This window comes from Bacillus sp. BD48 (assembly GCF_046566805.1).
Lineage (GTDB): Bacteria > Bacillota > Bacilli > Bacillales > Bacillaceae > Bacillus > Bacillus safensis.
In genome coordinates this window covers 41,923-62,809 of record NZ_JANGFM010000007.1, presented here as the reverse complement: position 1 = coordinate 62,809, position 20,887 = coordinate 41,923, and the positions used below count along the sequence as shown (strand labels likewise).

30 protein-coding genes and 1 pseudogene are annotated in these 20,887 nt (G+C 41.8%); 3 read left to right on the top strand and 28 right to left on the bottom strand.

From position 1 onward, the window contains the following. The first annotated feature begins 380 nt into the window (after positions 1 to 380). Entirely contained in the window at positions 381 to 1,145 is a 765-nt protein-coding gene (pdaB, locus tag ACLGGR_RS18530) for a polysaccharide deacetylase family sporulation protein PdaB (protein ID WP_065215437.1), read from the top strand. Here the strand turns inward: pdaB and ACLGGR_RS18525 are convergent. Beyond that, entirely contained in the window at positions 1,138 to 1,740 is a 603-nt protein-coding gene (locus ACLGGR_RS18525; protein WP_048240153.1) for a KinB-signaling pathway activation protein, read from the bottom strand. The two genes, pdaB and ACLGGR_RS18525, sit on opposite strands and share 8 nt — an antisense overlap. 90 nt (positions 1,741 to 1,830) lie before the next feature. On the opposite strand from ACLGGR_RS18525, the gene gerD reads away from it, so the two are divergent. Beyond that, positions 1,831 to 2,409 (top strand): spore germination lipoprotein GerD, encoded by a 579-nt coding sequence (gerD, locus tag ACLGGR_RS18520; protein WP_041105690.1) that lies wholly within the window; start codon positions 1,831 to 1,833, stop codon positions 2,407 to 2,409. A gap of 37 nt (positions 2,410 to 2,446) precedes the next feature. Here the strand turns inward: gerD and ACLGGR_RS18515 are convergent, their stop codons facing one another. The 3 genes from ACLGGR_RS18515 to ACLGGR_RS18505 all read right to left on the bottom strand — a co-directional run bounded on the left by ACLGGR_RS18515 (position 2,447) and on the right by ACLGGR_RS18505 (position 4,824). Then, positions 2,447 to 3,505: an Mrp/NBP35 family ATP-binding protein gene (locus ACLGGR_RS18515; protein WP_024425873.1), complete on the bottom strand. Its 1,059-nt coding sequence runs from the start codon at positions 3,503 to 3,505 to the stop codon at positions 2,447 to 2,449. Positions 3,506 to 3,608: 103 nt separating this feature from the next. Continuing rightward, complete coding sequence (gene cwlD / locus ACLGGR_RS18510; protein ID WP_034283867.1) at positions 3,609 to 4,322, bottom strand: N-acetylmuramoyl-L-alanine amidase CwlD; 714 nt, start codon at positions 4,320 to 4,322, stop codon at positions 3,609 to 3,611. 58 nt (positions 4,323 to 4,380) lie between these two features. Next, positions 4,381 to 4,824, bottom strand: a complete 444-nt coding sequence (locus tag ACLGGR_RS18505; RefSeq protein ID WP_410973648.1) for a DUF2521 family protein — start codon at positions 4,822 to 4,824, stop codon at positions 4,381 to 4,383. 91 nt (positions 4,825 to 4,915) lie between these two features. On the opposite strand from ACLGGR_RS18505, the gene ACLGGR_RS18500 reads away from it, so the two are divergent. Next, positions 4,916 to 5,137, top strand: a complete 222-nt coding sequence (locus ACLGGR_RS18500; protein ID WP_410973647.1) for a hypothetical protein — start codon at positions 4,916 to 4,918, stop codon at positions 5,135 to 5,137. Positions 5,138 to 5,174: 37 nt separating this feature from the next. On the opposite strand, the gene ACLGGR_RS18495 is transcribed toward ACLGGR_RS18500, so the two are convergent. The 24 genes and pseudogenes from ACLGGR_RS18495 to rplR form a co-directional block, all read right to left on the bottom strand. Continuing rightward, the gene (locus tag ACLGGR_RS18495; protein ID WP_260601899.1) at positions 5,175 to 6,254 is read right to left on the bottom strand and encodes a class A beta-lactamase-related serine hydrolase; all 1,080 of its coding nucleotides are present in this window, start codon (positions 6,252 to 6,254) and stop codon (positions 5,175 to 5,177) included. A gap of 108 nt (positions 6,255 to 6,362) precedes the next feature. Next, positions 6,363 to 6,836: a GNAT family N-acetyltransferase gene (locus tag ACLGGR_RS18490; RefSeq protein WP_410973646.1), complete on the bottom strand. Its 474-nt coding sequence runs from the start codon at positions 6,834 to 6,836 to the stop codon at positions 6,363 to 6,365. 124 nt (positions 6,837 to 6,960) lie between these two features. Next, complete coding sequence (locus ACLGGR_RS18485) at positions 6,961 to 7,485, bottom strand: GNAT family N-acetyltransferase (protein ID WP_410973645.1); 525 nt, start codon at positions 7,483 to 7,485, stop codon at positions 6,961 to 6,963. Between the two features lie 293 nt (positions 7,486 to 7,778). Beyond that, on the bottom strand, positions 7,779 to 8,618 hold the full coding sequence (locus ACLGGR_RS18480; protein WP_410973644.1) for an HNH endonuclease: 840 nt from the start codon (positions 8,616 to 8,618) through the stop codon (positions 7,779 to 7,781). Between the two features lie 540 nt (positions 8,619 to 9,158). Beyond that, on the bottom strand, positions 9,159 to 9,551 hold the full coding sequence (rpsI, locus tag ACLGGR_RS18475; RefSeq protein WP_034283876.1) for a 30S ribosomal protein S9: 393 nt from the start codon (positions 9,549 to 9,551) through the stop codon (positions 9,159 to 9,161). Between the two features lie 20 nt (positions 9,552 to 9,571). Beyond that, the gene (rplM, locus tag ACLGGR_RS18470) at positions 9,572 to 10,009 is read right to left on the bottom strand and encodes a 50S ribosomal protein L13 (RefSeq protein WP_003217042.1); all 438 of its coding nucleotides are present in this window, start codon (positions 10,007 to 10,009) and stop codon (positions 9,572 to 9,574) included. Between the two features lie 166 nt (positions 10,010 to 10,175). Beyond that, positions 10,176 to 10,919, bottom strand: coding sequence for a tRNA pseudouridine(38-40) synthase TruA (gene truA, locus ACLGGR_RS18465; RefSeq protein WP_410973643.1), 744 nt, complete (start codon positions 10,917 to 10,919; stop codon positions 10,176 to 10,178). An 11-nt stretch (positions 10,920 to 10,930) separates the two neighbouring features. Beyond that, positions 10,931 to 11,728, bottom strand: coding sequence for an energy-coupling factor transporter transmembrane component T family protein (locus ACLGGR_RS18460; protein ID WP_034283880.1), 798 nt, complete (start codon positions 11,726 to 11,728; stop codon positions 10,931 to 10,933). Beyond that, a complete protein-coding gene (locus tag ACLGGR_RS18455) occupies positions 11,725 to 12,594 on the bottom strand; it encodes an energy-coupling factor ABC transporter ATP-binding protein (protein ID WP_046314386.1) in 870 nt (289 codons plus the stop codon). Before ACLGGR_RS18455 ends, ACLGGR_RS18460 begins: the two co-directional genes overlap by 4 nt. Beyond that, a complete protein-coding gene (locus tag ACLGGR_RS18450) occupies positions 12,570 to 13,412 on the bottom strand; it encodes an energy-coupling factor ABC transporter ATP-binding protein (RefSeq protein WP_008356549.1) in 843 nt (280 codons plus the stop codon). Before ACLGGR_RS18450 ends, ACLGGR_RS18455 begins: the two co-directional genes overlap by 25 nt. Positions 13,413 to 13,536: 124 nt before the next feature. Next, positions 13,537 to 13,899 carry a 50S ribosomal protein L17 gene (gene rplQ / locus ACLGGR_RS18445; protein WP_003216944.1) on the bottom strand — a complete coding sequence of 121 codons (363 nt, stop codon included), beginning with the start codon at positions 13,897 to 13,899 and terminating at the stop codon, positions 13,537 to 13,539. A 75-nt stretch (positions 13,900 to 13,974) separates the two neighbouring features. Beyond that, positions 13,975 to 14,919: a DNA-directed RNA polymerase subunit alpha gene (locus tag ACLGGR_RS18440; RefSeq protein ID WP_003217009.1), complete on the bottom strand. Its 945-nt coding sequence runs from the start codon at positions 14,917 to 14,919 to the stop codon at positions 13,975 to 13,977. 175 nt (positions 14,920 to 15,094) lie between these two features. Next, positions 15,095 to 15,490, bottom strand: coding sequence for a 30S ribosomal protein S11 (gene rpsK, locus ACLGGR_RS18435; RefSeq protein ID WP_003217231.1), 396 nt, complete (start codon positions 15,488 to 15,490; stop codon positions 15,095 to 15,097). Positions 15,491 to 15,510: 20 nt separating this feature from the next. Beyond that, positions 15,511 to 15,876 carry a 30S ribosomal protein S13 gene (gene rpsM, locus ACLGGR_RS18430; protein ID WP_003217023.1) on the bottom strand — a complete coding sequence of 122 codons (366 nt, stop codon included), beginning with the start codon at positions 15,874 to 15,876 and terminating at the stop codon, positions 15,511 to 15,513. 21 nt (positions 15,877 to 15,897) lie between these two features. Then, a complete protein-coding gene (gene rpmJ, locus ACLGGR_RS18425; protein ID WP_003156543.1) occupies positions 15,898 to 16,011 on the bottom strand; it encodes a 50S ribosomal protein L36 in 114 nt (37 codons plus the stop codon). 31 nt (positions 16,012 to 16,042) lie between these two features. After that, the gene (gene infA / locus ACLGGR_RS18420; protein ID WP_003217190.1) at positions 16,043 to 16,261 is read right to left on the bottom strand and encodes a translation initiation factor IF-1; all 219 of its coding nucleotides are present in this window, start codon (positions 16,259 to 16,261) and stop codon (positions 16,043 to 16,045) included. Beyond that, a pseudogene (locus tag ACLGGR_RS18415) lies at positions 16,239 to 16,528 on the bottom strand (KOW domain-containing RNA-binding protein). Before ACLGGR_RS18415 ends, infA begins: the two are co-directional and overlap by 23 nt. A gap of 45 nt (positions 16,529 to 16,573) precedes the next feature. Further along, positions 16,574 to 17,320 carry a type I methionyl aminopeptidase gene (gene map, locus ACLGGR_RS18410; protein WP_003217210.1) on the bottom strand — a complete coding sequence of 249 codons (747 nt, stop codon included), beginning with the start codon at positions 17,318 to 17,320 and terminating at the stop codon, positions 16,574 to 16,576. Continuing rightward, positions 17,317 to 17,970: an adenylate kinase gene (locus tag ACLGGR_RS18405; RefSeq protein ID WP_034283883.1), complete on the bottom strand. Its 654-nt coding sequence runs from the start codon at positions 17,968 to 17,970 to the stop codon at positions 17,317 to 17,319. The genes map and ACLGGR_RS18405 overlap by 4 nt, the downstream gene beginning before the upstream one ends. A gap of 55 nt (positions 17,971 to 18,025) precedes the next feature. Further along, entirely contained in the window at positions 18,026 to 19,318 is a 1,293-nt protein-coding gene (gene secY / locus ACLGGR_RS18400; RefSeq protein WP_047203799.1) for a preprotein translocase subunit SecY, read from the bottom strand. 1 nt (position 19,319) lies between these two features. Further along, positions 19,320 to 19,760, bottom strand: a complete 441-nt coding sequence (gene rplO, locus ACLGGR_RS18395) for a 50S ribosomal protein L15 (protein ID WP_003216888.1) — start codon at positions 19,758 to 19,760, stop codon at positions 19,320 to 19,322. A gap of 30 nt (positions 19,761 to 19,790) precedes the next feature. Then, on the bottom strand, positions 19,791 to 19,973 hold the full coding sequence (gene rpmD / locus ACLGGR_RS18390) for a 50S ribosomal protein L30 (RefSeq protein WP_003217067.1): 183 nt from the start codon (positions 19,971 to 19,973) through the stop codon (positions 19,791 to 19,793). Between the two features lie 13 nt (positions 19,974 to 19,986). Then, positions 19,987 to 20,487, bottom strand: coding sequence for a 30S ribosomal protein S5 (rpsE, locus tag ACLGGR_RS18385; protein WP_007496332.1), 501 nt, complete (start codon positions 20,485 to 20,487; stop codon positions 19,987 to 19,989). A gap of 24 nt (positions 20,488 to 20,511) precedes the next feature. Then, entirely contained in the window at positions 20,512 to 20,874 is a 363-nt protein-coding gene (rplR, locus tag ACLGGR_RS18380; RefSeq protein WP_008356544.1) for a 50S ribosomal protein L18, read from the bottom strand. Positions 20,875 to 20,887: the final 13 nt, after the last annotated feature.

Sequence of the window (20,887 nt, the reverse complement as noted above, 5' to 3'; positions counted from 1 at the left end):
AAAAAGTACAAAACCGAAGTTTTGCTTTTCGCCAGTTTGACTGACTACCTATGAAGTATCATAGGATTTTTTTATAAAAACTCGAATTAACAGGTACGTTTTGTCTTGTTTAGTTTTCAAAGATCATCTTCGCCGTTCTTAGCGGCTTTAATAATATAACATTTCGCTTCATCTTATGTCAACAACTTTTTTCAAGTTTATTTCCCGAAGCGTTTTGTGTTTGTCACTGTGTGTCAGCGACGATTAATAATATATCACGAAAACATTCTATTGGTCAACGCCTTTTCAAAACTTTTTTCGAAATAGTTTTATTAAGCATCTTAAACCCTTGTCCTGCATACAATCAAGTAACAATCTTGGACAAGGCAGGAGTGTTTGAATTGAGTCGATTATATGTGTTGCCTATTAAACGGCTGAAGCAAGTTGTCATTATTCTTGTAGCAGCCCTTGCAGCTGCAACCTTTTTTTATGTACAAAAGGCACCGCCGCTGTCGGTATTTAAAACTGAACATGGACCCCGAGCCATTTATAAAGGAGAGACTTCATCAAAACATGTCTCTCTCACTTTTAATATTGGCTGGGGGGATGAGAAGGCTGTTCCTATTTTAAATGTCCTTCGAGAGTACGGTATAAAGAACGCCACTTTCTTTCTGTCTGCTTCTTGGGCTGAGCGTCATCCTGATATCGTGAAACAAATTAGGGAGGACGGCCATCAAATTGGAAGCCTCGGCTATGCTTATAAAAATTATAGCCAGCTTGAAGATAGTGAAATCAAGCAAGATCTTGTCCGTGCACAAAATACATTTCAAAAGCTTGGATTAGATGACATTCAACTATTAAGACCGCCAACTGGACAGTTTAACGAAACAGCACTGAAAATTGCCACACAGTACGGTTATACCGTTGTTCATTACAGCATCAATTCACAGGATTGGCTGAATCCGGGCGTCGACCAGATTGTTCAGAATGTAAATGATCGAATGAAAAGCGGAGACATTGTACTCCTTCACGCCTCAGATTCAGCAACCCAAACCGCTCAAGCCTTACCCGCTATTTTGAAACAAATAAAAGAAAAGAATTTAAAAAATGTGACGGTTGGCGAACTGATCTCCAATACGAAAACAAAGTCATCAGAAGTTAAGTAGCTTTCGCTTTTGAAAACCGCGGCATAGCTAACAGCTGAAACGCATTACAGCCTAATAACGGGAATAGCATTAAATACAGCCAGTCCTCTTCATTGACTCTGAGCGCCGGGAACCATTCTAACGACGTGATGACAACCATGAGAAACATTGCAGAAACAAATGTTTTCTTAGAGGACTGCTGCTGTTTAAAGTAAGCCACGATCAATGCAAACACACCGATAAATAAAGGCAGCCACAAATATGGAAGAAATGAATCATTCTCCCCGAAAAACAAAAATCGCAAGTAAGCTAAATCAAACAGCACAAAAATCACAAGAAACAGCTGAATGGTATTCCATAAAGAATGTGACCGGAAAATTTCTAACGCAAACCGGTGCACCGTCAAGAAGACAACAAACCCCATCTGGCTAATGACACTAAAGATCATCCCTACACCAATGAACCAAAACAACACAGATGCGATCTCTAGAATTTCAAACGATATAAAAAGCTTCTGATATTTCCCCCACTCCAGTGCAAAACCTACCACGCTTGTAATGACCGCTCCAACAGCTAGCACAGAGAAGAAAAAACGAACTAAATCCCGACTTTTCATTGAATTGATCCAACCCCTATTTTTGTTATGTATAAATTTACGTGAAACATTCATATTAAAAGTAAGACATGTAACGAAAGGAGCCACAGTATGTCAAAAGGCATCTTGCGTATAATGAGCTGTTTTCTTCTTTTATCTCTAACAGCTTGTGCTCCCAAAACCCAATCCTCATCTAATATGGACTATGACGAAACAAAAAAAATGGTCGTCGATATATTAAAGACAGATGACGGTAAAAAGGCCATTCAACAGTTATTAAATGACGAGGCAATGAATGAAGCTTTGGTAATGGATGAACAAACTGTGAAAAAAACGATAGAGAAAACACTGACTTCTGATAAAGGCAAAGAGTTCTGGAAGAAGGTCTTTGAGGATTCTAAATTTGCCGAGACTTTCGCAAAATCCATGCAGCAACAGCATGAAAGAATGTTAAAACAGTTAATGAAGGATCCTGACTATCAACAGCTGATGATGGATATTCTCAAGGATCCTGAGATGGAAAAGAAATACGGTGAACTGGTAAAAAGCAAAGAGTTTAGAAAGCACTTAGAAAAAGTCATTACGGAAACATTAAGCAGCCCTCTTTATAAGAAGAAATTTGAAGATGAGCTCAAAAAGGCAGCATCTGAAAGCGGCAGTGATTCCGGCTCGCAAGGAAGCGACAGTTAAACATCACCCGAGTGGCATTCATCCACTCGGGCTTTCATTATGCTTTCACTGCTAATTGTTCAATGACTTTATTCGCAATGTGTTGATACACTTCTCCTGTCGGATGACTCGCATCATAGACAGAAGGCGCGAAATCATCCTCATTCCAATCAGGCTGTCTTAAAGGAATTTGGCCAAGGACTGATACACGCAGCTCTTCAGCCAGCTTGTCCCCGCCGCCTTTTCCAAAGACGTATTCTTTTTCACCTGTTTTTTTGCTTTCATAATAGCTCATATTCTCAACGACCCCGAGCACCTCATGATCTGTTTGCAGTGCCATTGCGCCTGCTCTTGCTGCAACGAAGGCAGCCGTTGGATGCGGTGTAGTGACAATGATTTCTTTACAGCTAGGCAGCATTGTATGAATATCAAGCGCTACATCCCCTGTTCCAGGCGGAAGGTCTAATAGTAAGTAATCTAATTCTCCCCACTCAACTTCGTGGAAGAAGTTATTTAACATTTTTCCAAGCATCGGTCCTCTCCAAATAACCGGTGCATTTTCTTCAACAAAAAAGCCCATTGAAATCACTTTGACACCAAAGCGCTCCACAGGAATGATTTTTTCCCCTTTAACTGTTGGTCTGACAGTGATTCCCATCATATCCGGCACACTAAAGCCATAAATATCAGCATCAATCAGCCCGACTTTTTTCCCTAGACGAGCCAGCGCTACAGCAAGGTTAACAGAAACGGTCGATTTACCAACGCCGCCCTTTCCACTCGCAATCGCTAAGAACTCAGGCGGATTTTTAGAGTTAAGCAGGGTTTCTTCTTCATCTTGTGATGGCATAAACTTTTCAAGTGTTTCCTGAGGCAGTTCCTCAAAACGAAGTCCTACTGTGTTAGCGCCTGCTGCTTTCAAGGCTTGTACGATGTCTTGCTGCAGCTTCATCTGCTCAGCAGTGCCTGTTTTGGCAATGGCCACTTTTAGGCTCACATGCTCTTTCTCAGGCTTTAGGCTGATTTCCTTGATGGCATCCAGCTCACCAAGCGGTATATGAAGGAAAGGTTCGTCCATCTTCCCAACTAGTTTTCTCACATCATCTTGTCCGATCATAGCAGAACCTCACCCTTTATTGAATTCGTTTACAACCCAAGTATATCATACATATCCTTACAATGTCTGTCCTGTTTGCCTGCGATCAAAAGGAAAAAGCCCCTTATTCAGGTGGCTCTTTTTGCTCTGTTAAATATCTTAAAATCCCTTTATAAATAGAGGCAGCAATTTGATCCTGATATTTAGGTGTTGCCAGCTGGCCAGCCTCTTTCGGGTTGGAGAGAAATCCAATTTCCACTAGAGCTCCTGGCTTTGTGACATTTTGCATTAAATAAATGCCGTTGATCCGCTTCGCCTTACGATCTGTGTTTTCAAGGTTTCTGCGTAATTCATCTTGAATAAACTTCGCTGCCTTTTCATTCTCTTCATACTTTCCATAAAAAAACGTCTGCGCCCCGCTCCATTTGTTTGATGGTATCGCATTTAAATGAATGCTTAAATAGAGGTCTGCTTCAGACTCATTGATGACTTTTACGCGGTTCCTTAAATCCTCCGCTTTCTTTCGGGCATATCCCCTTGTATTCTTTGATGATAAATCAGAATCATCCTCTCGGGTCATGAGAACAAGCGCGCCCTGCTCCTGCAAATAGTCCCGTATCTTCATGGATACATCCAGTGCAATCTCTTTCTCAAGCAGCTCCCCTCCCACAGCCCCTCCATCTGGACCGCCGTGCCCCGGATCTAAATAGATGATCTTCCCGCTTAGAGGCAAATTCCACGATTTCCACGAATCATCATTTAGAAATTGAAACCTGAATAAGAATAAGAGGACAATAAACCCAATTAAAAACCCTGTCCACTTCAGCTTTCTTTTCATCCCTGTCCCTCCCATACACCATTATTTTATAGATATGGGACAAGGGCTGGAAATATGCTTAGTGCAGCCGAAGCTTGTGTCTTTTTTCTGATTCACGAAAGCCTTCCTGCCACCACATGCTTAAAAAATCTCTCGCAAATGGATATAAACATGACATCTTCCGCTCCATTTGGAACATATTCCCCCACGATTGCAAGCACCCTGCGAGCTCTTCAATCAGTTCAGCTTCCTCCTGTGAGGATCGCTTTTTGATATCGTCAAACGACTCGCCGTATTTACTCGACTCACCGTATCTTCCGCCAGCTAAAAAAGCTTCAATGGCGAAATCGATGCAACCATCACTCATAATACCCGCTGGATCATCTGCAAATGGAAACAGCTTCTTTGTGAATTTCTCGGAAGCAGCCGTTACTTGTTGAAGAGACAATGTACGCAAAAGCTTCTTTTCAAGCATGACATCTCGTTTTGTTTTTAGTTGATAAAATGAAAGCACTTCTGCCATGAACTGAACTCCTTTTTTCTTTGTATTGTTCGTTGGTTTGAACAAAACATGCAGTTCAGTAAATGGAAATGACGGTCAGTGAACGACCGGAATGACAAATTTTGATAATGCAGAGCAAGTAACACTTAGGACGTTCTCTAAAGATGAGCCGTCCGTCACGTTTAAAAGAAAACAGCTAGAAAAAAAGCTCCTTCACTCTTTTAAAAAGTACAAAGACGATACAGCGCTTTGGCAAAAGGAACTGGTTAATGGAGTTGTGAAGTCAAAAGGGAAACGTCAAGATGTATACAAAACGTTTCCAATGCAGAAATAATAAAACAGAGGGCGATATCCCTCTGTTTTTTTGATAATTATGTAATGAAAGCCTGAATCAATCGTTGTCGAAAGTTTTGATCCACTGCTGCAGTAAGCATAAATTCGTTGAATACTTCCCCAATCCAGTGAGAATTGTTCGCTTTCGGATCATTGATAAAAAGAGAGATGGAGATAGAGGATGTATCTGTTCTTCGATATAAAGCACCTGTGAAAACAAACAATGTTGCTCCGCCTTTATACCAAAAATATTGATCTGTTTCCTTTTTCAATGTTTCTCCCAGTACGATTTGGCTAAAAAGACTTTTTTCTTCTGTTGTTAACAGCTCGTCATGAAGACGTTTCATAAAATGTGTATATTCATTGGTTGTAGACTTTGTCATCTTTTGCGTCAGTAATGATTGTATACGCCAGCTTAATAAGTTCTTTTTTTTCATTTTTTCTTCTAACGCCTTTTTATGCTCTGGGTCATTTTTCATGATATTAAAAATCTCATTCATTAGAGATTTGTATTGTTCTTCGGATATACCGCTCATTTTCTTGAATGCATCCCGCCGATGATCAGATACATAAGCGGACCACAAAATCATTGGCGTCAGCGGCATAAGTTCATCATGTTCTGTAAGACCTGCTTGTTTCATCTGATCATTGATCTTTTCTAAGCCCAGCCGGTCAATCAAATAATCCGTACAAGCATTCGAACTGAATTGCATCATCCCTTTGGCAACATCTAATAAAGTCGCATGCTCAGAAAAATCATTGACCTCCAGCCAGTACACGTGCGCACCACCGTCTGTTCTATCAATATAAAACCGCTCTATATCAGGCAATGCCACTTTTTCCTCTAGCTTGATGCCGCCGCTGGATACAGCTTTAACAAAATGAAATAAAACCACTAATTTCACCGTACTTGCAAGTGGTGTTTTTTGATCAGCATTCCATTCTAACACCACATCATCATTTTCAATGATTGTCACTGATACGTCCTTTTTGTTTTTTGTGACAAATGTCAAAAGATCTTCCTTCGTTTTTTTCATATCTCTTTTATACAGCAAGACTTGAACCAGCACGTAAAGTACGACCACACCTATGACAACTAGACCGATTTTGAGTAACATGTTTCTCCTTTCCAAATAACAGAGGATTTACATGTTTAATATAACAAATATTTCAAATAAAGGCACAAAAAAGGCAGAGGTTCGTGAATCCTCCGCTTCTTGATGTCCTTATTCATGGGGCAGATGCAGCTTCATTCCTTCATGCGTGGCTCCAAACCCTAATTTCTCATAAAAATGGCGTGCTTCTGGCCTCTGTTTGTCTGTTGTCAGCTGGACCATATGACATCCGCGGTCGCTTGCGCGTTGAATAGCCCACTTTATAAGCAGCGAGCCGACTCCTTTTCCTCTATGGGCCGAAGCCGTCCGAACTCCTTCGATGGATGCTCTCCATCCTCCTTGATGTGTAAGAAATGGCGTCATGGTTAACTGAAGAACACCAACTACTTCTTCCTGGTCACACGCAACAATGAGTTCAATATTTGGATCAGCATCGATTGAATGAAAGGCTTTGATATAGCTTTCTAATAACGGGCGAGTGTAACGCTCTCTCTTTTGACCTAACTTATCATCTGAAAGCATGAAAATGATCCTGTCGAGATCTTCTTGCACGGCTTCTCTAAATGTCAATTGATTTAGATTCAATGAAAGCACCTCCTAGGATGGATGGAAGACTGTTTTCACTTACCAAAATACCAGTTAAGAGAATTCTCATATAAGATTTGTTCAGCTGCTTTTTCATCAAAGTACTTCATATCATAAAAACTGATCAAGCCCTCTTCTCGAACCATTCCTCTTGTAGGAGGGCATAGTAAAACTCATCCCACCACTCATTTCCTTGGGGTATACACTGTTTAAAATACCCCTCTCTCCTCATCCCCAATTTCTCCATCACTCTCCATGATGGCACATTTTCAGGCTGACAAGTGGCAATGATCCGATGTAAATTCAGTGTGTGAAAACCATGATGTAAGACAGCATAAGCCGCTTCTGATGCATAGCCCTTTTTTTGATATGCAGGATTGAAGACCCAGCCAATCTCATATGTGTGCTCACCAAAGTATGGATGAAACGCGATATGCCCAATGCATGTTTGATCCTCTTTTAATAGGACAGCAAAATTCTTGGCTTTTTTAAGACGATTATTTTTAACAAATTCCTGCGCATTTTCTTTTGAAAAAACACCTTCTGGAATATACTTCATCACTGCCGGATCAGATGTATATGCATAGACATCCTGCCAATCATTCTCAGCAAATGATCGAATGATACACCTTTCTGTTGTTAGATTCATATGACACCCTCCATAGACTTCGTGTTTTAAACAAAAACCTTGCTATGATCCTATTTTATATGTTTCCAAACAGAAAAAAACACAAATAAAAAAAGCACCAGCAGGATGCTGATGCTTTTCTTATATGGTTTGTCTGTAACAAACCTTTGTAAAACGTCCATACACTATAAAATTGATTAACGAAGTGCGAGACGCGCTAATTTAACGGGCTATTTTTGCATCAGCAAAAAAATGAATGTCGTACTGTATATTTGGTGTCAAAATGTGATCAAAATTAATCTGAGCCAATTGGTTCAAATTTTGATTGTGCCTACTTCTACGCACTTTAAAACTTTCTCTTGAAGTTTTCTTACGTCCTCTTCCAAATCTAAAATATGCATTTTATCATGGCAATTAGGACAAAGAGCAATAGTGTTGTATATTGAATCCTCTCCACCACGTGATAGCCATTTGATATGATGGGTATGTAAATGAGGCTCCCCATTCATATTTAAATATGGAGCCGGTTGATCACATAACTGACAAACTCCCTTTGCCCAGCGTTTTGCAAATTCTGTAACATATGGGTCACGTTCATATGTAGTTGAGATAGTCTTACGTTTACTACTTTTTCTTCTGGCGGTTCTAGCTCTGTTTTCTAAAACGCTCTCATCCAGTTTTCTTACCTTCTTTTCCCTCAACACTTGTTTCTTTTTTATCAACTTATCTGGAATGATTATCTTTTGATCGTCTGCCAACACAAGAGGGAAGACCCATACTTGCCGCAGTTGGTCATTATTATCTAGCTGCTCTTCTTGATATGGTTCATCAGCTAGTTTCACTACACCACGATACACATATTTCTTCGCTTCAAACACTTCGAATAAATGCATCTCCACTTTATTACTTAATGATTCAGCCACAGTTTTATTTTGAGATGTCAATGTCTGATCTCCCGTTCTACCCATACCAGTATAATGAAAAACATTTCCGTCCCATCGGTCTTCATACAATGCTTTTGTATGATCCGATACTAAAACTAAGGTATTCGTTTCATGCGAGCGCCTCATACCTCCTTGAGGAGCACATTTAAAAATTTCAGTTATCTCACGATTATTAAGTGTACTTATGGGCTCTATTTTCACTAAACTCACTCTTGCACCTACCTATAATTTAATAACGTCACGTAGACCCGCATCTCCAGTTCAACATACTTACGTGGTCAATAAAGGTGATTCAAAGACCTTTAGGCAAAGTATATAGCAAAAATAAATTATTTTCCTCTCACCATACATCATAAATCGACTAACAAAAATTGGCGAGTTTTGCTACACGAGAACTCATCAAATTATGGAATAAAATGCTGTCTCATTAGTGAGGAAAAGCAGTGAGTTTACCTCTGCTGATTACGGAAAATACATCCGCTCTGAGGCATTAGCAGTAATGACCTATTTTCATATTAAGTGTTTATTTGAAGCGGGATCAGGCATTAAAGAAGTACAGACTCGATTAGGCATCCAATGACTATAAACATTTATAAATTCGTAACAGATACTCTAAAAGATCAAACCGCTCAAAAGTTTCAAAGGTATAGAATTATAACCAGCAATAAATTTCTCGTGTTCCTATTTTTTTAGAGCCTAAAAAAAGACCCCCAAGCATAAGCTTGAGAGCCTTTGAGAAACGTAATAGAATTAACGTTTTGAGAACTGAGGAGCTCTACGTGCGCCTTTAAGACCGTATTTCTTACGCTCTTTCATACGAGGGTCACGAGTAAGAAGTCCAGCACGTTTAAGTGGTGTACGGTACTCAGGATCTACTTCTAGAAGAGCACGAGAGATACCGTGACGAATTGCTCCAGCTTGACCAGAGAATCCACCACCGTGAACATTTACAAGAACATCGTAGCTGTTAGCTGTTTCTGTGATGTTCAAAGGCTGTTTCACGTCTTCGATTAAAGCAGCGAATGGAATGTATTCAGTAATTTCACGATTATTAACGACGATACGGCCTTCACCTGGAACTAAGCGAACGCGCGCTACAGAACTTTTACGACGACCTGTACCGTAATATTGAACCTGTGCCAAATTGTTAACCTCCCTTATAATTAACCGCGAAGTTCGTAAACTTCAGGTTGTTGTGCTTGATGTGGATGCTCAGAACCACGGTACACATTTAATTTTTTGAACATTTGACGACCTAGTGGACCCTTTGGAAGCATACCTTTGATAGCAAGCTCCAACATTTTCTCAGGGTAGTTTGTACGCATCTCAAGAGCAGTTCTTTGTTTCAAACCGCCTGGGTGCATCGTGTGACGGTAGTAAATTTTGTCCGTCAATTTCTTACCTGTTAATTCAATTTTCTCAGCATTGATGATGATGACGTGATCACCTGTATCAACGTGTGGTGTATAAGTTGGTTTGTGCTTACCGCGCAAAAGTGATGCTACTTCAGTAGAAAGACGACCTAGAGTCTTGCCTGCCGCATCAACAACTAGCCATTTGCGCTCAATTGTGCTTGCGTTCGCCATTGGTGTTGTACGCATGAGTTTCCCTCCTAAATAAATCAATGAATTTTCCTTGAATCAAATGCTACGTTCTATTTCAAAACACAAGATAAGTCTTCCGGGGCTTATTTGTGGGGTTGAAATACATACCATATGATATCTTATAACTTTCTGCTTCCTGTGTCAAGAACATGTTACACCTGGTTTAGTTGTCATAGAAAACTTCCCATAAATACAGTCCGTGACTAGGCGCAGTCTTGCCTGCCGCTTCGCGATTTCGGGCGGCAAGCATAGCTTTTATCTCCTCAGGGTGAAATTTACCAGAACCGATTTCAAGCAACGTTCCAGCGATAATCCGCACCATGTTGTATAAAAAACCATTCCCTCTCACACGCATTTCAAGCCCGCCTGAGACGTTTTTCCACTCGAGGGCATAAATAACCCTCACCTTGTCCTGAACCTCTGTATTGGCCGCGCAAAAGCTTGTAAAGTCATGCGTCCCAATCAGGTGCTCAGCGGCTTTTCTCATTTTATCGATATCCAGCCGGTAAGGATAGTGGCAGGCATACTGTCTCGTGAACACATTTTGGTGCGTTTCCGTTGAGACCTTATAACGGTACTCCTTCGAAACAACACCAAATCTGGCATGAAACGAGTCATCGACCTCCTCAGCCTTTAGAACACGGATATCATCCGGCAGCAAGCTGTTAAGGGCAAAAGGCCATCTCTCCATCGGGATCGAGAGCGGAGTGTCAAAATGGATGACCTGTCCCTTTGCATGGACACCGCTGTCCGTCCGGCCGGAAGCCACAATCGGAATTAGTTCATCCTGTTTGTGCATTCTTGCAAGGGCTGACTCTATCTCCGTCTGAACGGTTCGCTGCCCTGGCTGCACCTGATAGCCTTTAAAATGTGTCCCATCGTAGGATACGGTACATTTGACCTTCATCTAGGAATCACCTAATTTCTAAGCAGCACAAGGAGTGCTGTTAACAGGATGAATAGAAGCAGCGTGAACGTGTCCTTCATGCCCCAGACAAGCTGACGGTATTTCGTCCGTCCTTCTCCCCCGCGGTAGCCTCTCGCTTCCATCGCGGTCGCCAGTTCTTCTGCACGCTTAAACGCACTGACGAAAAGCGGAACAAGCAAAGGAACGATGGCTTTCATGCGATCCTTTAAAGGTCCGCTTGTAAAATCAACGCCTCGTGCCATTTGTGCCTTCATGATTTTGTCCGTCTCTTCTAATAACGTCGGAATAAACCGAAGAGAGATGGACATCATGAGAGCAAGCTCATGAACAGGCAGTTTGATTTTACGGAATGGGTGCAGCAGCTTCTCCATCCCGTCTGTCACTTCTATAGGCGTTGTGGTTAACGTAAGAAGTGTCGTCATCATGATGAGATAGACAAAACGGAGTGAAATGAATATTCCCTGCTTTAAACCTTCTTCATAAATATTCAGAAAACCAAAGTGGAATAGCAAGGCGCCATCCTTTGTCATGAAAATATGCAGAATAAAGGTAAACAGGACAATCCATAGGATCGGCTTCATTCCCTTGAGAATAAAGTATAGCGGCACCTGAGAAACCATCACCACAAGGATGGTAAAGACACCTAAAAGCCCGTAAGTGATGTAATTATTAGCAAAAAAGACAATAAAAACAAAAAAGAAAATTGATAACAGCTTTGTCCTTGGATCAAGACGATGGACAAAGGATGAACCTGGCACATATTTGCCGATAATCATACTATCCATCATGATGTCGTGTCCTCCTGATAAAGAGCTGTTAAGGCTTCTGCCATTTCATCCATGGTCAGAAGCGGCCTTGGAAACGTAATACCAAGCTTTTCTTCTACAGTCTGCTGGAATTTAATCGTTTCTGGGAGGTCGAGACCAAACGAAGACATGTCTGTACGATTGGCAAACAACTCTCTCGGCGTACCTGTCGCCTTCACTGTCCCTTTATGCATCACAATCATTTGATCCGCATAATGAGCGGCATCTTCCATACTGTGTGTGACAAGAATCGTGGTGAGGTTTGCCTTTTGATGAAGGTCATAGAACATGTCCATGATTTCCTTCCGCCCGCGTGGATCCAGCCCAGCAGTCGGCTCATCAAGCACAAGCACCTCTGGCTCCATCGCTAAAACGCCTGCAATCGCCACACGTCTCATTTGACCGCCGCTTAGTTCAAAGGGAGATCGAGATAACAGGGACTCAGGAAGACCAACCAGTTTCAGCATCTCCTTCGCCTTCGCTTCTGCCTTCTCTTGAGGAACGCCGAAGTTCATCGGACCAAAGCAGATATCCTTGAGGATGGTTTCCTCAAAGAGCTGATGCTCAGGAAACTGAAACACGATGCCTACCTTTTTCCGGAGGGGTTTCATATCCTTCTGCTTTTTATTGGCTTGTAAAACTGTCTTTCCAAGCGCAATGCTCCCCTTCGTTGGTTTGAGCAATCCATTTAAATGCTGCAGCAATGTGGACTTGCCAGAGCCCGTATGACCAATGACAGCAACATAGCTGCCCTCTTTGATGGAAGCATTGACATCATACAAAGCGAGACGCTCAAACGGCGTTTTCATTTGATAACGATGCTCTAATTCTTTGATCGTAATGTCCATAGCTCTTTCACCAATCCTTCTTGTGTCAAATGGGCATTTGCAAGCGGCACACCTTGCTGCTTCAATTGCTTGCTCAATCGATAGGAGAATGGCAGATCAAGTCCAATCTGAACCAGCTGTTCATCTAGTTCAAATACTTCCTCTGGCGTTCCCTCGGCAAATTTCTTCCCGCCATTCATCACAATGACGCGGTCTGCCTTGGCAGCCTCGTCTAAATCATGTGTGATGGAAATGACTGTGACTGTTCCTTGTTCCTTCAGTAGTCTAACAGTCTCTAACACTTCTTCACGGCCAATCGGATCAAGCATTGATGTTGCTTCATCCAAGATCATGATGTCAGGGCTTGCGGCAAGCACACCTGCAATAGCGACTCTCTGCTTCTGCCCGCCTGATAGATGGTGCGGCTCTTGATCAAGAAACTCCTGCATATTGACCTGTTTGACAGCCCAATCTACACGTTCTATCATCAATTCCCGCTCAACCCCGTTATTTTCTAAACCAAAAGCCACATCATCACGAACCGTTGAGCCCACAAATTGGTTATCTGGGTTTTGAAAGACCATTCCGACCTTTTTGCGAATATCCCACACACTTTCTTCTTTGAGCTCAATCTCTCCAACCTTGACCGTACCAGCATCCGGTAAAATGAGCCCATTCAGCACACGGGCAAGTGTGGATTTACCTGAACCGTTATGACCAACAATGGCGAGCCATTCATTTTGATTCACATGCAGTGACACTTGATCTAATGCGGGCTTGTCCGCATCCTTGTGATAACGAAATACAATGTCCTTTACGTCAATTAATGTCTTCCCCATCTCTACCGGACCTCCTCTCAGCTCAACCTCTTCTTTGCTTATTCCTAAAAAGCCGTAGTACCTAAAAAAGGGCATAGATCCAGTTATGAACTGTCCCGCCCTTTCTTAGATACACGATATGTGATTAAACTAATTCAATGACAGCCATTGGTGCGCCATCGCCGCGACGAGGTCCAAGCTTCATGATACGAGTGTATCCACCTTGGCGATCTTCGTAGCGAGTTGCAACGTCAGCGAATAATTTTTGAAGTGCATCTTGGTTTGTTTCAGCGTTAGCTACTTCATTACGAATGTAAGCTGCAGCTTGACGGCGAGCATGAAGATCTCCGCGTTTGCCAAGAGTGATCATTTTTTCAACTACAGAGCGAAGTTCTTTCGCACGTGTTTCAGTTGTTTCGATGCGTTCGTTGATGATCAAATCAGTCGTTAGGTCACGAAGCATTGCTTTACGTTGTGCACTAGTGCGTCCTAGCTTTCTGTATGCCATGTGATGTCCCCTCCTTAATTAGAGATGCTGTATGAATAAAAAACACACGAAAATCCTAGTTCACAATGAAACTAGTCAATCGTCTTTACGAAGACCCAGTCCAAGTTCTTCTAGTTTCGCTTTCACTTCTTCAAGAGATTTACGTCCAAGGTTACGAACTTTCATCATATCCTCTTCTGTCTTGTTAGCAAGCTCTTGAACAGTATTAATACCCGCACGCTTCAAACAGTTGTAAGAACGAACAGAAAGATCAAGCTCTTCAATTGTCATTTCAAGCACTTTTTCTTTTTGGTCTTCTTCTTTCTCAACCATAATTTCAGCATGCTGAGCTTCGTCAGTTAACCCAACGAAAATATTCAGGTGTTCAGTTAAAATCTTAGAACCTAGAGCGATCGCTTCTTTCGGTCCTGTGCTTCCATCAGTCCATACATCTAGTGTTAGTTTATCATAGTTTGTGATTTGCCCAACACGGGTGTTCTCCACTTGATAAGTCACACGAGATACAGGTGTATAGATTGAGTCGATCGGAATCACACCGATTGGCTGATCGTCTCTTTTGTTTGCATCAGCAGGATTATATCCGCGACCTCTTTGTGCAGTTAAACGAACACGGAAGCTCGCATTCTTGCCAAGAGTTGCGATGTGAAGATCTGGATTTAAGATTTCAATATCGCTGTCGTGTGTAATATCAGCAGCTGTTACAGTACCTTCATCTTGTACATCAATTTCAAGCGTCTTCTCTTCTTCAGAGTAGATTTTGAGTGCAAGCTTTTTAATGTTTAAGATAATCGTTGTAACATCTTCAACCACGCCTTCGATCGTTGAGAATTCGTGTAAGACACCATCTATCTGGATCGATGTTACAGCTGCACCAGGAAGTGAGGATAAAAGGATACGACGAAGGGAGTTCCCTAAAGTGGTACCATATCCACGCTCAAGTGGCTCTACGACAAACTTGCCATACTTGGCATCGTCGCTGATTTCAACCGTTTCGATTTTTGGTTTTTCAATTTCGATCATCTAATAAAACCCTCCTTCAAAACGTCGAAACCTCGAATAGAATCATATGAGATTCCATCCGAAATTCCTCATTGTTTAGTCCCGTATGTGCTCAGGCAACGAGTCGTGTATTCGTCTCATAAATAACTGTATCATAACCCATTATTGACAGGGACACAAAATCTATACAAACAAATTACACGCGGCGACGTTTTGGTGGACGGCATCCGTTATGAGGAACTGGAGTTACGTCTCTAATTGCAGTAACTTCAAGACCTGCAGCTTGAAGCGCACGAATTGCAGCTTCACGACCAGAACCAGGACCTTTAACAGTTACTTCAAGTGTTTTAAGACCATGTTCGATAGAACCTTTAGCAGCAGTTTCAGCAGCCATTTGTGCAGCAAAAGGAGTAGATTTACGAGAACCTCTGAATCCTAATGCACCAGCACTTGACCAAGAAATTGCGTTTCCATGAACATCAGTAATCGTTACAATCGTGTTGTTGAAAGTGGAACGGATATGAGCGATTCCAGCTTCAATATTCTTTTTCACGCGACGTTTACGCGTATTTTGTTTACGAGCAGCAGCCATTCTTTAACTACCTCCTTTACTTATTTTTTCTTGTTAGCTACAGTACGACGCGGACCTTTACGAGTACGCGCGTTGTTTTTTGTGTTTTGTCCACGAACAGGAAGTCCTCTACGATGACGGATTCCGCGGTAGCTTCCGATTTCAATTAGACGCTTAATGTTAAGTGAAACTTCACGACGAAGGTCACCTTCTACTTTAAGTTTGTCAATGATATCACGGATTTTACCAAGTTCGTCTTCAGTTAGATCGCGAACGCGAGTGTCTTCAGAAACACCTGCTTCTTTAAGGACTTGTTGCGCAGTCGTACGACCAATTCCAAAAACATATGTTAAAGAAATGACAACACGCTTATCACGTGGAATATCTACACCAGCAATACGAGCCATGATTTGGGCACCTCCTTGTTATTAGCCTTGTTTTTGTTTATGTTTTGGGTTTTCACAGATCACCATTACTTTTCCTTTTCTGCGAATCACTTTACATTTTTCACAGATAGGTTTAACAGATGGTCTCACTTTCATGTGTTTCCAACCTCCTTCTTCCGGAGTTGCTTTATTTGTAACGGTACGTAATTCTACCACGAGTTAAGTCATATGGAGATAATTCTACCGTAACTTTGTCTCCAGGTAAAATGCGAATGAAGTGCATACGGATTTTTCCTGATACATGAGCCAAAACTGTATGACCATTCTCTAGTTCAACTTTGAACATTGCATTTGGCAAAGTTTCTGCTACAGTACCTTCCACTTCAATTACATCGTCTTTCGCCATTCAAGTGTTCTCCCTTCTTCAAATCAGTAACTTGCTCTCTGACAAATGTCCAAATGAGAATCTCTCAATTGTCCATCTATCACCCGACCTGTTTTGAATATACTGTTCTGAACTTCCGGAGATACGCAATCATAAAAGGTTATATGATTGATATTTTTTCTTAGGAGAATGAAATTTACGCTTTTCTCCGTCTGCGATTAGTACATGGCAGCCAACGAAACATGCCGATGACACCTGTATACTGATCTTGTTCTTTCTTTGGACTATACAGACAACCTGCCCGATTTGGGCCTGAAAGGCTTCAGTGAAGACCTAAATCTTAGTCAGTATATCAAAACCTGTATCTGTAATCGCAATCGTATGCTCGAAGTGAGCACACTTTTTCCCATCAACCGTTACAACCGTCCAGTTATCAGCCAATGTTTTCACATATCGGCTGCCTGCGTTCACCATCGGTTCGATGGCCAACACCATCCCAGGTTTTAGCCGCGGGCCTTTGTTGGGCGGACCATAATGAGGAATTTGAGGGTCCTCATGAAGATCCTGTCCGACCCCATGTCCAACATATTCTCTAACAACTGAAAAATTCTCATTTTCAACATACGTTTGTATGGCATGGGAAATGTTCGACAGACGTTCGCCTGGCTTTGCTTCCTGTAAGCCTTTATATAGAGATTCCTCTGTGACTTCCAGTAGTTTGCGGTCTTCATCACTGATTACCCCAACTGGATAAGTCCAAGCAGAGTCACCATGATAGCCATTTAACTTTGCGCCAATATCGATACTAATGATGTCACCATCACGTAAAACCCGTTTACCAGGAATACCGTGAACGAGTTCTTCATTCACCGAAACGCAAATGCTCCCGCGAAAACCATTATACCCTTTAAAAGATGGGATTGCACCCTGCTTTGTAATAAAACGTTCGGCAATTTGATCCAATTCTTTTGTCGAAATACCTGGTTTTATATGTTTCTTCAGCTCTTCATGAGTCAGTGCGACAATACGTCCAGCTTCCCTCATAATCTCAAGCTCGCGAGGAGTTTTACAGATAATCATTTATTTAATCCTCCAAGCAGGTCCTTGATATCTGCATATACATCGTTAATGTGCTTCGCACCATCAATGTTTACAAGATATCCTTTTTCTGAATAGAAATTCAGTAAAGGTTCAGTCTGCTTTAAGTTTACTTCAAGCCTAGTCGAAACAGTTTCTGCATTATCATCTGCACGTTGATAAAGCTCGCCTCCACACTTGTCGCAAACATTTTCTTTCGCAGGTGGATTGAATACTAAATGATATGTTGCTCCGCAATTTTTGCAAATTCTTCGGCCAGTCAGACGCTCCATCAAAGCATCTTTATCGACTTTAATATTAATGACATAATCAATCGTTCTGCCAAGGTCCTTTAGAATTTCTTCTAAAGCTTCAGCCTGAGCGACTGTTCGCGGAAATCCGTCCAGAAGAAAACCTTGTTCACAATCATTTTTGCCAAGTCTTTCTCTAACAATACCGATTGTGACCTCATCAGGAACAAGCTCTCCTTTATCGATAAAGGATTTTGCTTCGAGCCCAAGTTGTGTCTCCTCTTTCATAGCAGCGCGGAACATATCTCCTGTTGAGATATGAGGGATCCCATAATCATCAACAATTCGTTCTGCCTGAGTGCCTTTACCAGCACCCGGAAGCCCCATTAAGACTAAGTTCATTTCGGATTTCCCCTTCCTTACTTAGAGAGGTTGGGCAGCTGCCCAGCCCTCTGTTTTATTTCATAAATCCACGGTAGTTTCGTTTCACTAATTGGCTTTCAAGCTGTTTCATCGTTTCAAGTGCAACACCTACAACAATGAGAAGACTTGTGCCGCCAATTTGTGCAGCGGAAGGTAATCCAGCGAATTGAATGAAAAAGATAGGAAGTATTGAAATCACGGCTAAGAAAATGGCGCCCACAAACGTGAGTCGGTACAAAATGCTCGTAATTCTATCTTGAGTCATTTTCCCTGGACGAACTCCCGGGATATAGCCACCCTGCTTTTGCAGATTTTCAGCCATTTGTTCAGGATTGACTTGGACAAAGGCATAAAAATATGTGAAAGCAACAATCAGTGCTACATAAATCGTCATACCGATTGGCTTAGTATAGTCAAAGTTGTTGGTTATCCAAGTTGTCACATTATTGGTTCCGAAGAACGATGCGATCGTCTGCGGAGTAATAATGAACGAAACGGCAAAGATGACTGGAATCACCCCTGCTGGATTCACTTTCAATGGAAGGTGCGTTGCTTGACTAGCAGACATTTGTGCACGGCCAGTTCCTTTTGAATATTGAATTGCAATCTTTCTCACTGCCATTTGAATGTAAATAACACCGATAACAATGACAAGAATGGCAATTACAATAAGGGCAATTTTAAGGATTTGCATGAACAGCTGTCCATCTCCACCTACAAATTGTTGAGCGTACACTTGTTTTAATGTTTGAGGGATACCAGCGATAATACCGGAAAAGATAATAATCGAAATCCCGTTACCAACACCGTGAGCAGTAATCTGCTCACCCAGCCACATTAAAAATGCTGTTCCCGCAGTGAGTACGACCGCAATTAAGAGATACGTTGAAACACCAGGGTTTTCAATCAGCATGCCTCCTGCCATATTGTTGAATCCATATGACATTCCTAACGCCTGGATAAATCCTAGAACAATTGTAAAATACCTTGTGAATTGTGCTAATTTTCGGCGGCCAACCTCTCCTTGCTTTGACCACTCAGTAAACTTCGGAACAACATCCATCTGCAAGAGCTGAATGATGATCGAAGCAGTGATATACGGCATAATCCCCATTGCAAGAATGGAGAATTGGAAAAGTGCCCCGCCCCCAAACGTGTTGAGGATTCCGAAAACACTCATTTGATCCTGTGCCTGGAGAACTTCGGCGTTCACATTAGGCACAGGGATGAAAGCACCTATACGAAAGACGACTAACATTAAAAGTGTGAATATAATCTTATTCCGTATATCTTTCACGCGCATAAAATTGGAGATTGTCTTAAACAAGTTAGATCACCTCGGCTGTACCGCCAGCAGCTTCAATCGCTTCTTTCGCAGAAGCAGAGAATTTATTGGCTTTTACAGTTAATTTTTTTTCTAATTTACCGTTGCCAAGAATTTTTACTCCTGCTTTTAACTTGCTTATTGCACCAGTCTCTAGAAGAAGTTCAGGAGTTACTTCCGTTCCTTCGTCAAAACTGTTTAATCTGTCTAAGTTGATTACCGCGTAATCTTTACGGTTGATGTTTGTAAAACCACGTTTTGGAAGGCGTTGGAATAAAGGCATCTGACCACCTTCGAAACCAGGGCGTACACCGCCGCCAGAACGAGCGTTTTGACCTTTATGACCTTTACCAGAAGTTTTACCGTTACCTGATCCAATACCACGACCAACACGGTTGCGTACTTTACGTGAACCTTCTGAAGGCTTCAATTCATGAAGTTTCATTTGGGCACCTCCTTATCGATTAAAAATGTTTTATTGTTCTTTAACAGAAACTAAATGAGACACCTTGTTAATCATGCCGCGGATCGCTGCATTGTCTTCATGTACGACTGTTTGGTTTGTTTTCTTAAGACCAAGAGTACGAACAGTGACACGCTGATCTTCAGGGCGACCGATTACACTGCGTTTGAGGGTAATTTCTAATTTATTTGCCATTATTGTTCCCTCCTTATCCTAACAGGTCTTCTACAGATTTTCCACGAAGCTTCGCTACATCTTCAGCACGTTTAAGCTCACTTAAACCTTGAAGTGTTGCGCGGATCATGTTGATCGGTGTATTAGAACCTAGAGATTTAGAAAGGATATCAGCTAGACCAGCAAGCTCAAGTACCGCACGCACTGGGCCTCCAGCGATAACTCCTGTACCTTCTGAAGCAGGCTTCAATAGAACGTTTCCTGCACCGAATCGACCGATGATTTCATGTGGAATTGTAGTTCCAACCATTGGTACTTCAATTAAATTCTTTTTCGCATCTTCAACAGCTTTGCGGATCGCTTCTGGTACTTCTTGTGCTTTACCAGTACCGAAACCTACATGACCGTTTTTGTCACCGACAACAACTAAAGCTGCAAAACGGAAACGACGTCCACCTTTAACAACTTTCGCTACGCGGTTAACCGTAACTAAGCGTTCTTCTAACTCTAATTTGCTTGGGTCAATACGACTCATTCGGATGTGTCCCTCCTTCTTTTATTAAAATTTAAGTCCAGCCTCACGAGCAGCTTCAGCTAGAGCTTTTACACGTCCATGATATAGGTATCCTCCGCGGTCAAATACCACGTTAGAGATTCCTTTTTCAACAGCACGTTTTGCAACAAGTTCGCCAACTTTAGTAGCAGCTGCAGTGTCAGAACTATTCTCGATCTTTAACTCTTTATCAAGAGTAGAAGCACTTACAAGTGTTACACCGTTAACATCATCAATTACTTGAGCGTAGATATTCTTGTTAGAACGGAAAACGTTAAGGCGAGGTCTTTCAGCAGTACCTGAAAGTTTCGCACGAACACGAGCATGTCTTTTAAGACGAGTAGCGTTTTTGCTAGTTTTCGTAATCATCCGAGTCACTCCT

What these genes read in the sequence shown, in the direction of transcription:
- ACLGGR_RS18525 (WP_048240153.1), bottom strand. Translation starts at nt 1,740, where the DNA reads ATGAAAAGTCGGGATTTAGTTCGTTTTTTCTTCTCTGTGCTAGCTGTT.
- gerD (WP_041105690.1), top strand. Translation starts at nt 1,831, where the DNA reads ATGTCAAAAGGCATCTTGCGTATAATGAGCTGTTTTCTTCTTTTATCT.
- ACLGGR_RS18515 (WP_024425873.1), bottom strand. Translation starts at nt 3,505, where the DNA reads ATGATCGGACAAGATGATGTGAGAAAACTAGTTGGGAAGATGGACGAA.
- cwlD (WP_034283867.1), bottom strand. Translation starts at nt 4,322, where the DNA reads ATGAAAAGAAAGCTGAAGTGGACAGGGTTTTTAATTGGGTTTATTGTC.
- ACLGGR_RS18505 (WP_410973648.1), bottom strand. Translation starts at nt 4,824, where the DNA reads ATGGCAGAAGTGCTTTCATTTTATCAACTAAAAACAAAACGAGATGTC.
- ACLGGR_RS18500 (WP_410973647.1), top strand. Translation starts at nt 4,916, where the DNA reads ATGACAAATTTTGATAATGCAGAGCAAGTAACACTTAGGACGTTCTCT.
- ACLGGR_RS18495 (WP_260601899.1), bottom strand. Translation starts at nt 6,254, where the DNA reads ATGTTACTCAAAATCGGTCTAGTTGTCATAGGTGTGGTCGTACTTTAC.
- ACLGGR_RS18485 (WP_410973645.1), bottom strand. Translation starts at nt 7,485, where the DNA reads ATGAATCTAACAACAGAAAGGTGTATCATTCGATCATTTGCTGAGAAT.
- rplM (WP_003217042.1), bottom strand. Translation starts at nt 10,009, where the DNA reads ATGCGTACAACACCAATGGCGAACGCAAGCACAATTGAGCGCAAATGG.
- truA (WP_410973643.1), bottom strand. Translation starts at nt 10,919, where the DNA reads ATGAAGGTCAAATGTACCGTATCCTACGATGGGACACATTTTAAAGGC.
- ACLGGR_RS18460 (WP_034283880.1), bottom strand. Translation starts at nt 11,728, where the DNA reads ATGATGGATAGTATGATTATCGGCAAATATGTGCCAGGTTCATCCTTT.
- ACLGGR_RS18455 (WP_046314386.1), bottom strand. Translation starts at nt 12,594, where the DNA reads ATGGACATTACGATCAAAGAATTAGAGCATCGTTATCAAATGAAAACG.
- ACLGGR_RS18450 (WP_008356549.1), bottom strand. Translation starts at nt 13,412, where the DNA reads ATGGGGAAGACATTAATTGACGTAAAGGACATTGTATTTCGTTATCAC.
- rplQ (WP_003216944.1), bottom strand. Translation starts at nt 13,899, where the DNA reads ATGGCATACAGAAAGCTAGGACGCACTAGTGCACAACGTAAAGCAATG.
- ACLGGR_RS18440 (WP_003217009.1), bottom strand. Translation starts at nt 14,919, where the DNA reads ATGATCGAAATTGAAAAACCAAAAATCGAAACGGTTGAAATCAGCGAC.
- rpsK (WP_003217231.1), bottom strand. Translation starts at nt 15,490, where the DNA reads ATGGCTGCTGCTCGTAAACAAAATACGCGTAAACGTCGCGTGAAAAAG.
- rpsM (WP_003217023.1), bottom strand. Translation starts at nt 15,876, where the DNA reads ATGGCTCGTATTGCTGGTGTAGATATTCCACGTGATAAGCGTGTTGTC.
- rpmJ (WP_003156543.1), bottom strand. Translation starts at nt 16,011, where the DNA reads ATGAAAGTGAGACCATCTGTTAAACCTATCTGTGAAAAATGTAAAGTG.
- infA (WP_003217190.1), bottom strand. Translation starts at nt 16,261, where the DNA reads ATGGCGAAAGACGATGTAATTGAAGTGGAAGGTACTGTAGCAGAAACT.
- map (WP_003217210.1), bottom strand. Translation starts at nt 17,320, where the DNA reads ATGATTATCTGTAAAACTCCTCGCGAGCTTGAGATTATGAGGGAAGCT.
- ACLGGR_RS18405 (WP_034283883.1), bottom strand. Translation starts at nt 17,970, where the DNA reads ATGAACTTAGTCTTAATGGGGCTTCCGGGTGCTGGTAAAGGCACTCAG.
- rplO (WP_003216888.1), bottom strand. Translation starts at nt 19,760, where the DNA reads ATGAAACTTCATGAATTGAAGCCTTCAGAAGGTTCACGTAAAGTACGC.
- rpmD (WP_003217067.1), bottom strand. Translation starts at nt 19,973, where the DNA reads ATGGCAAATAAATTAGAAATTACCCTCAAACGCAGTGTAATCGGTCGC.
- rpsE (WP_007496332.1), bottom strand. Translation starts at nt 20,487, where the DNA reads ATGAGTCGTATTGACCCAAGCAAATTAGAGTTAGAAGAACGCTTAGTT.
- rplR (WP_008356544.1), bottom strand. Translation starts at nt 20,874, where the DNA reads ATGATTACGAAAACTAGCAAAAACGCTACTCGTCTTAAAAGACATGCT.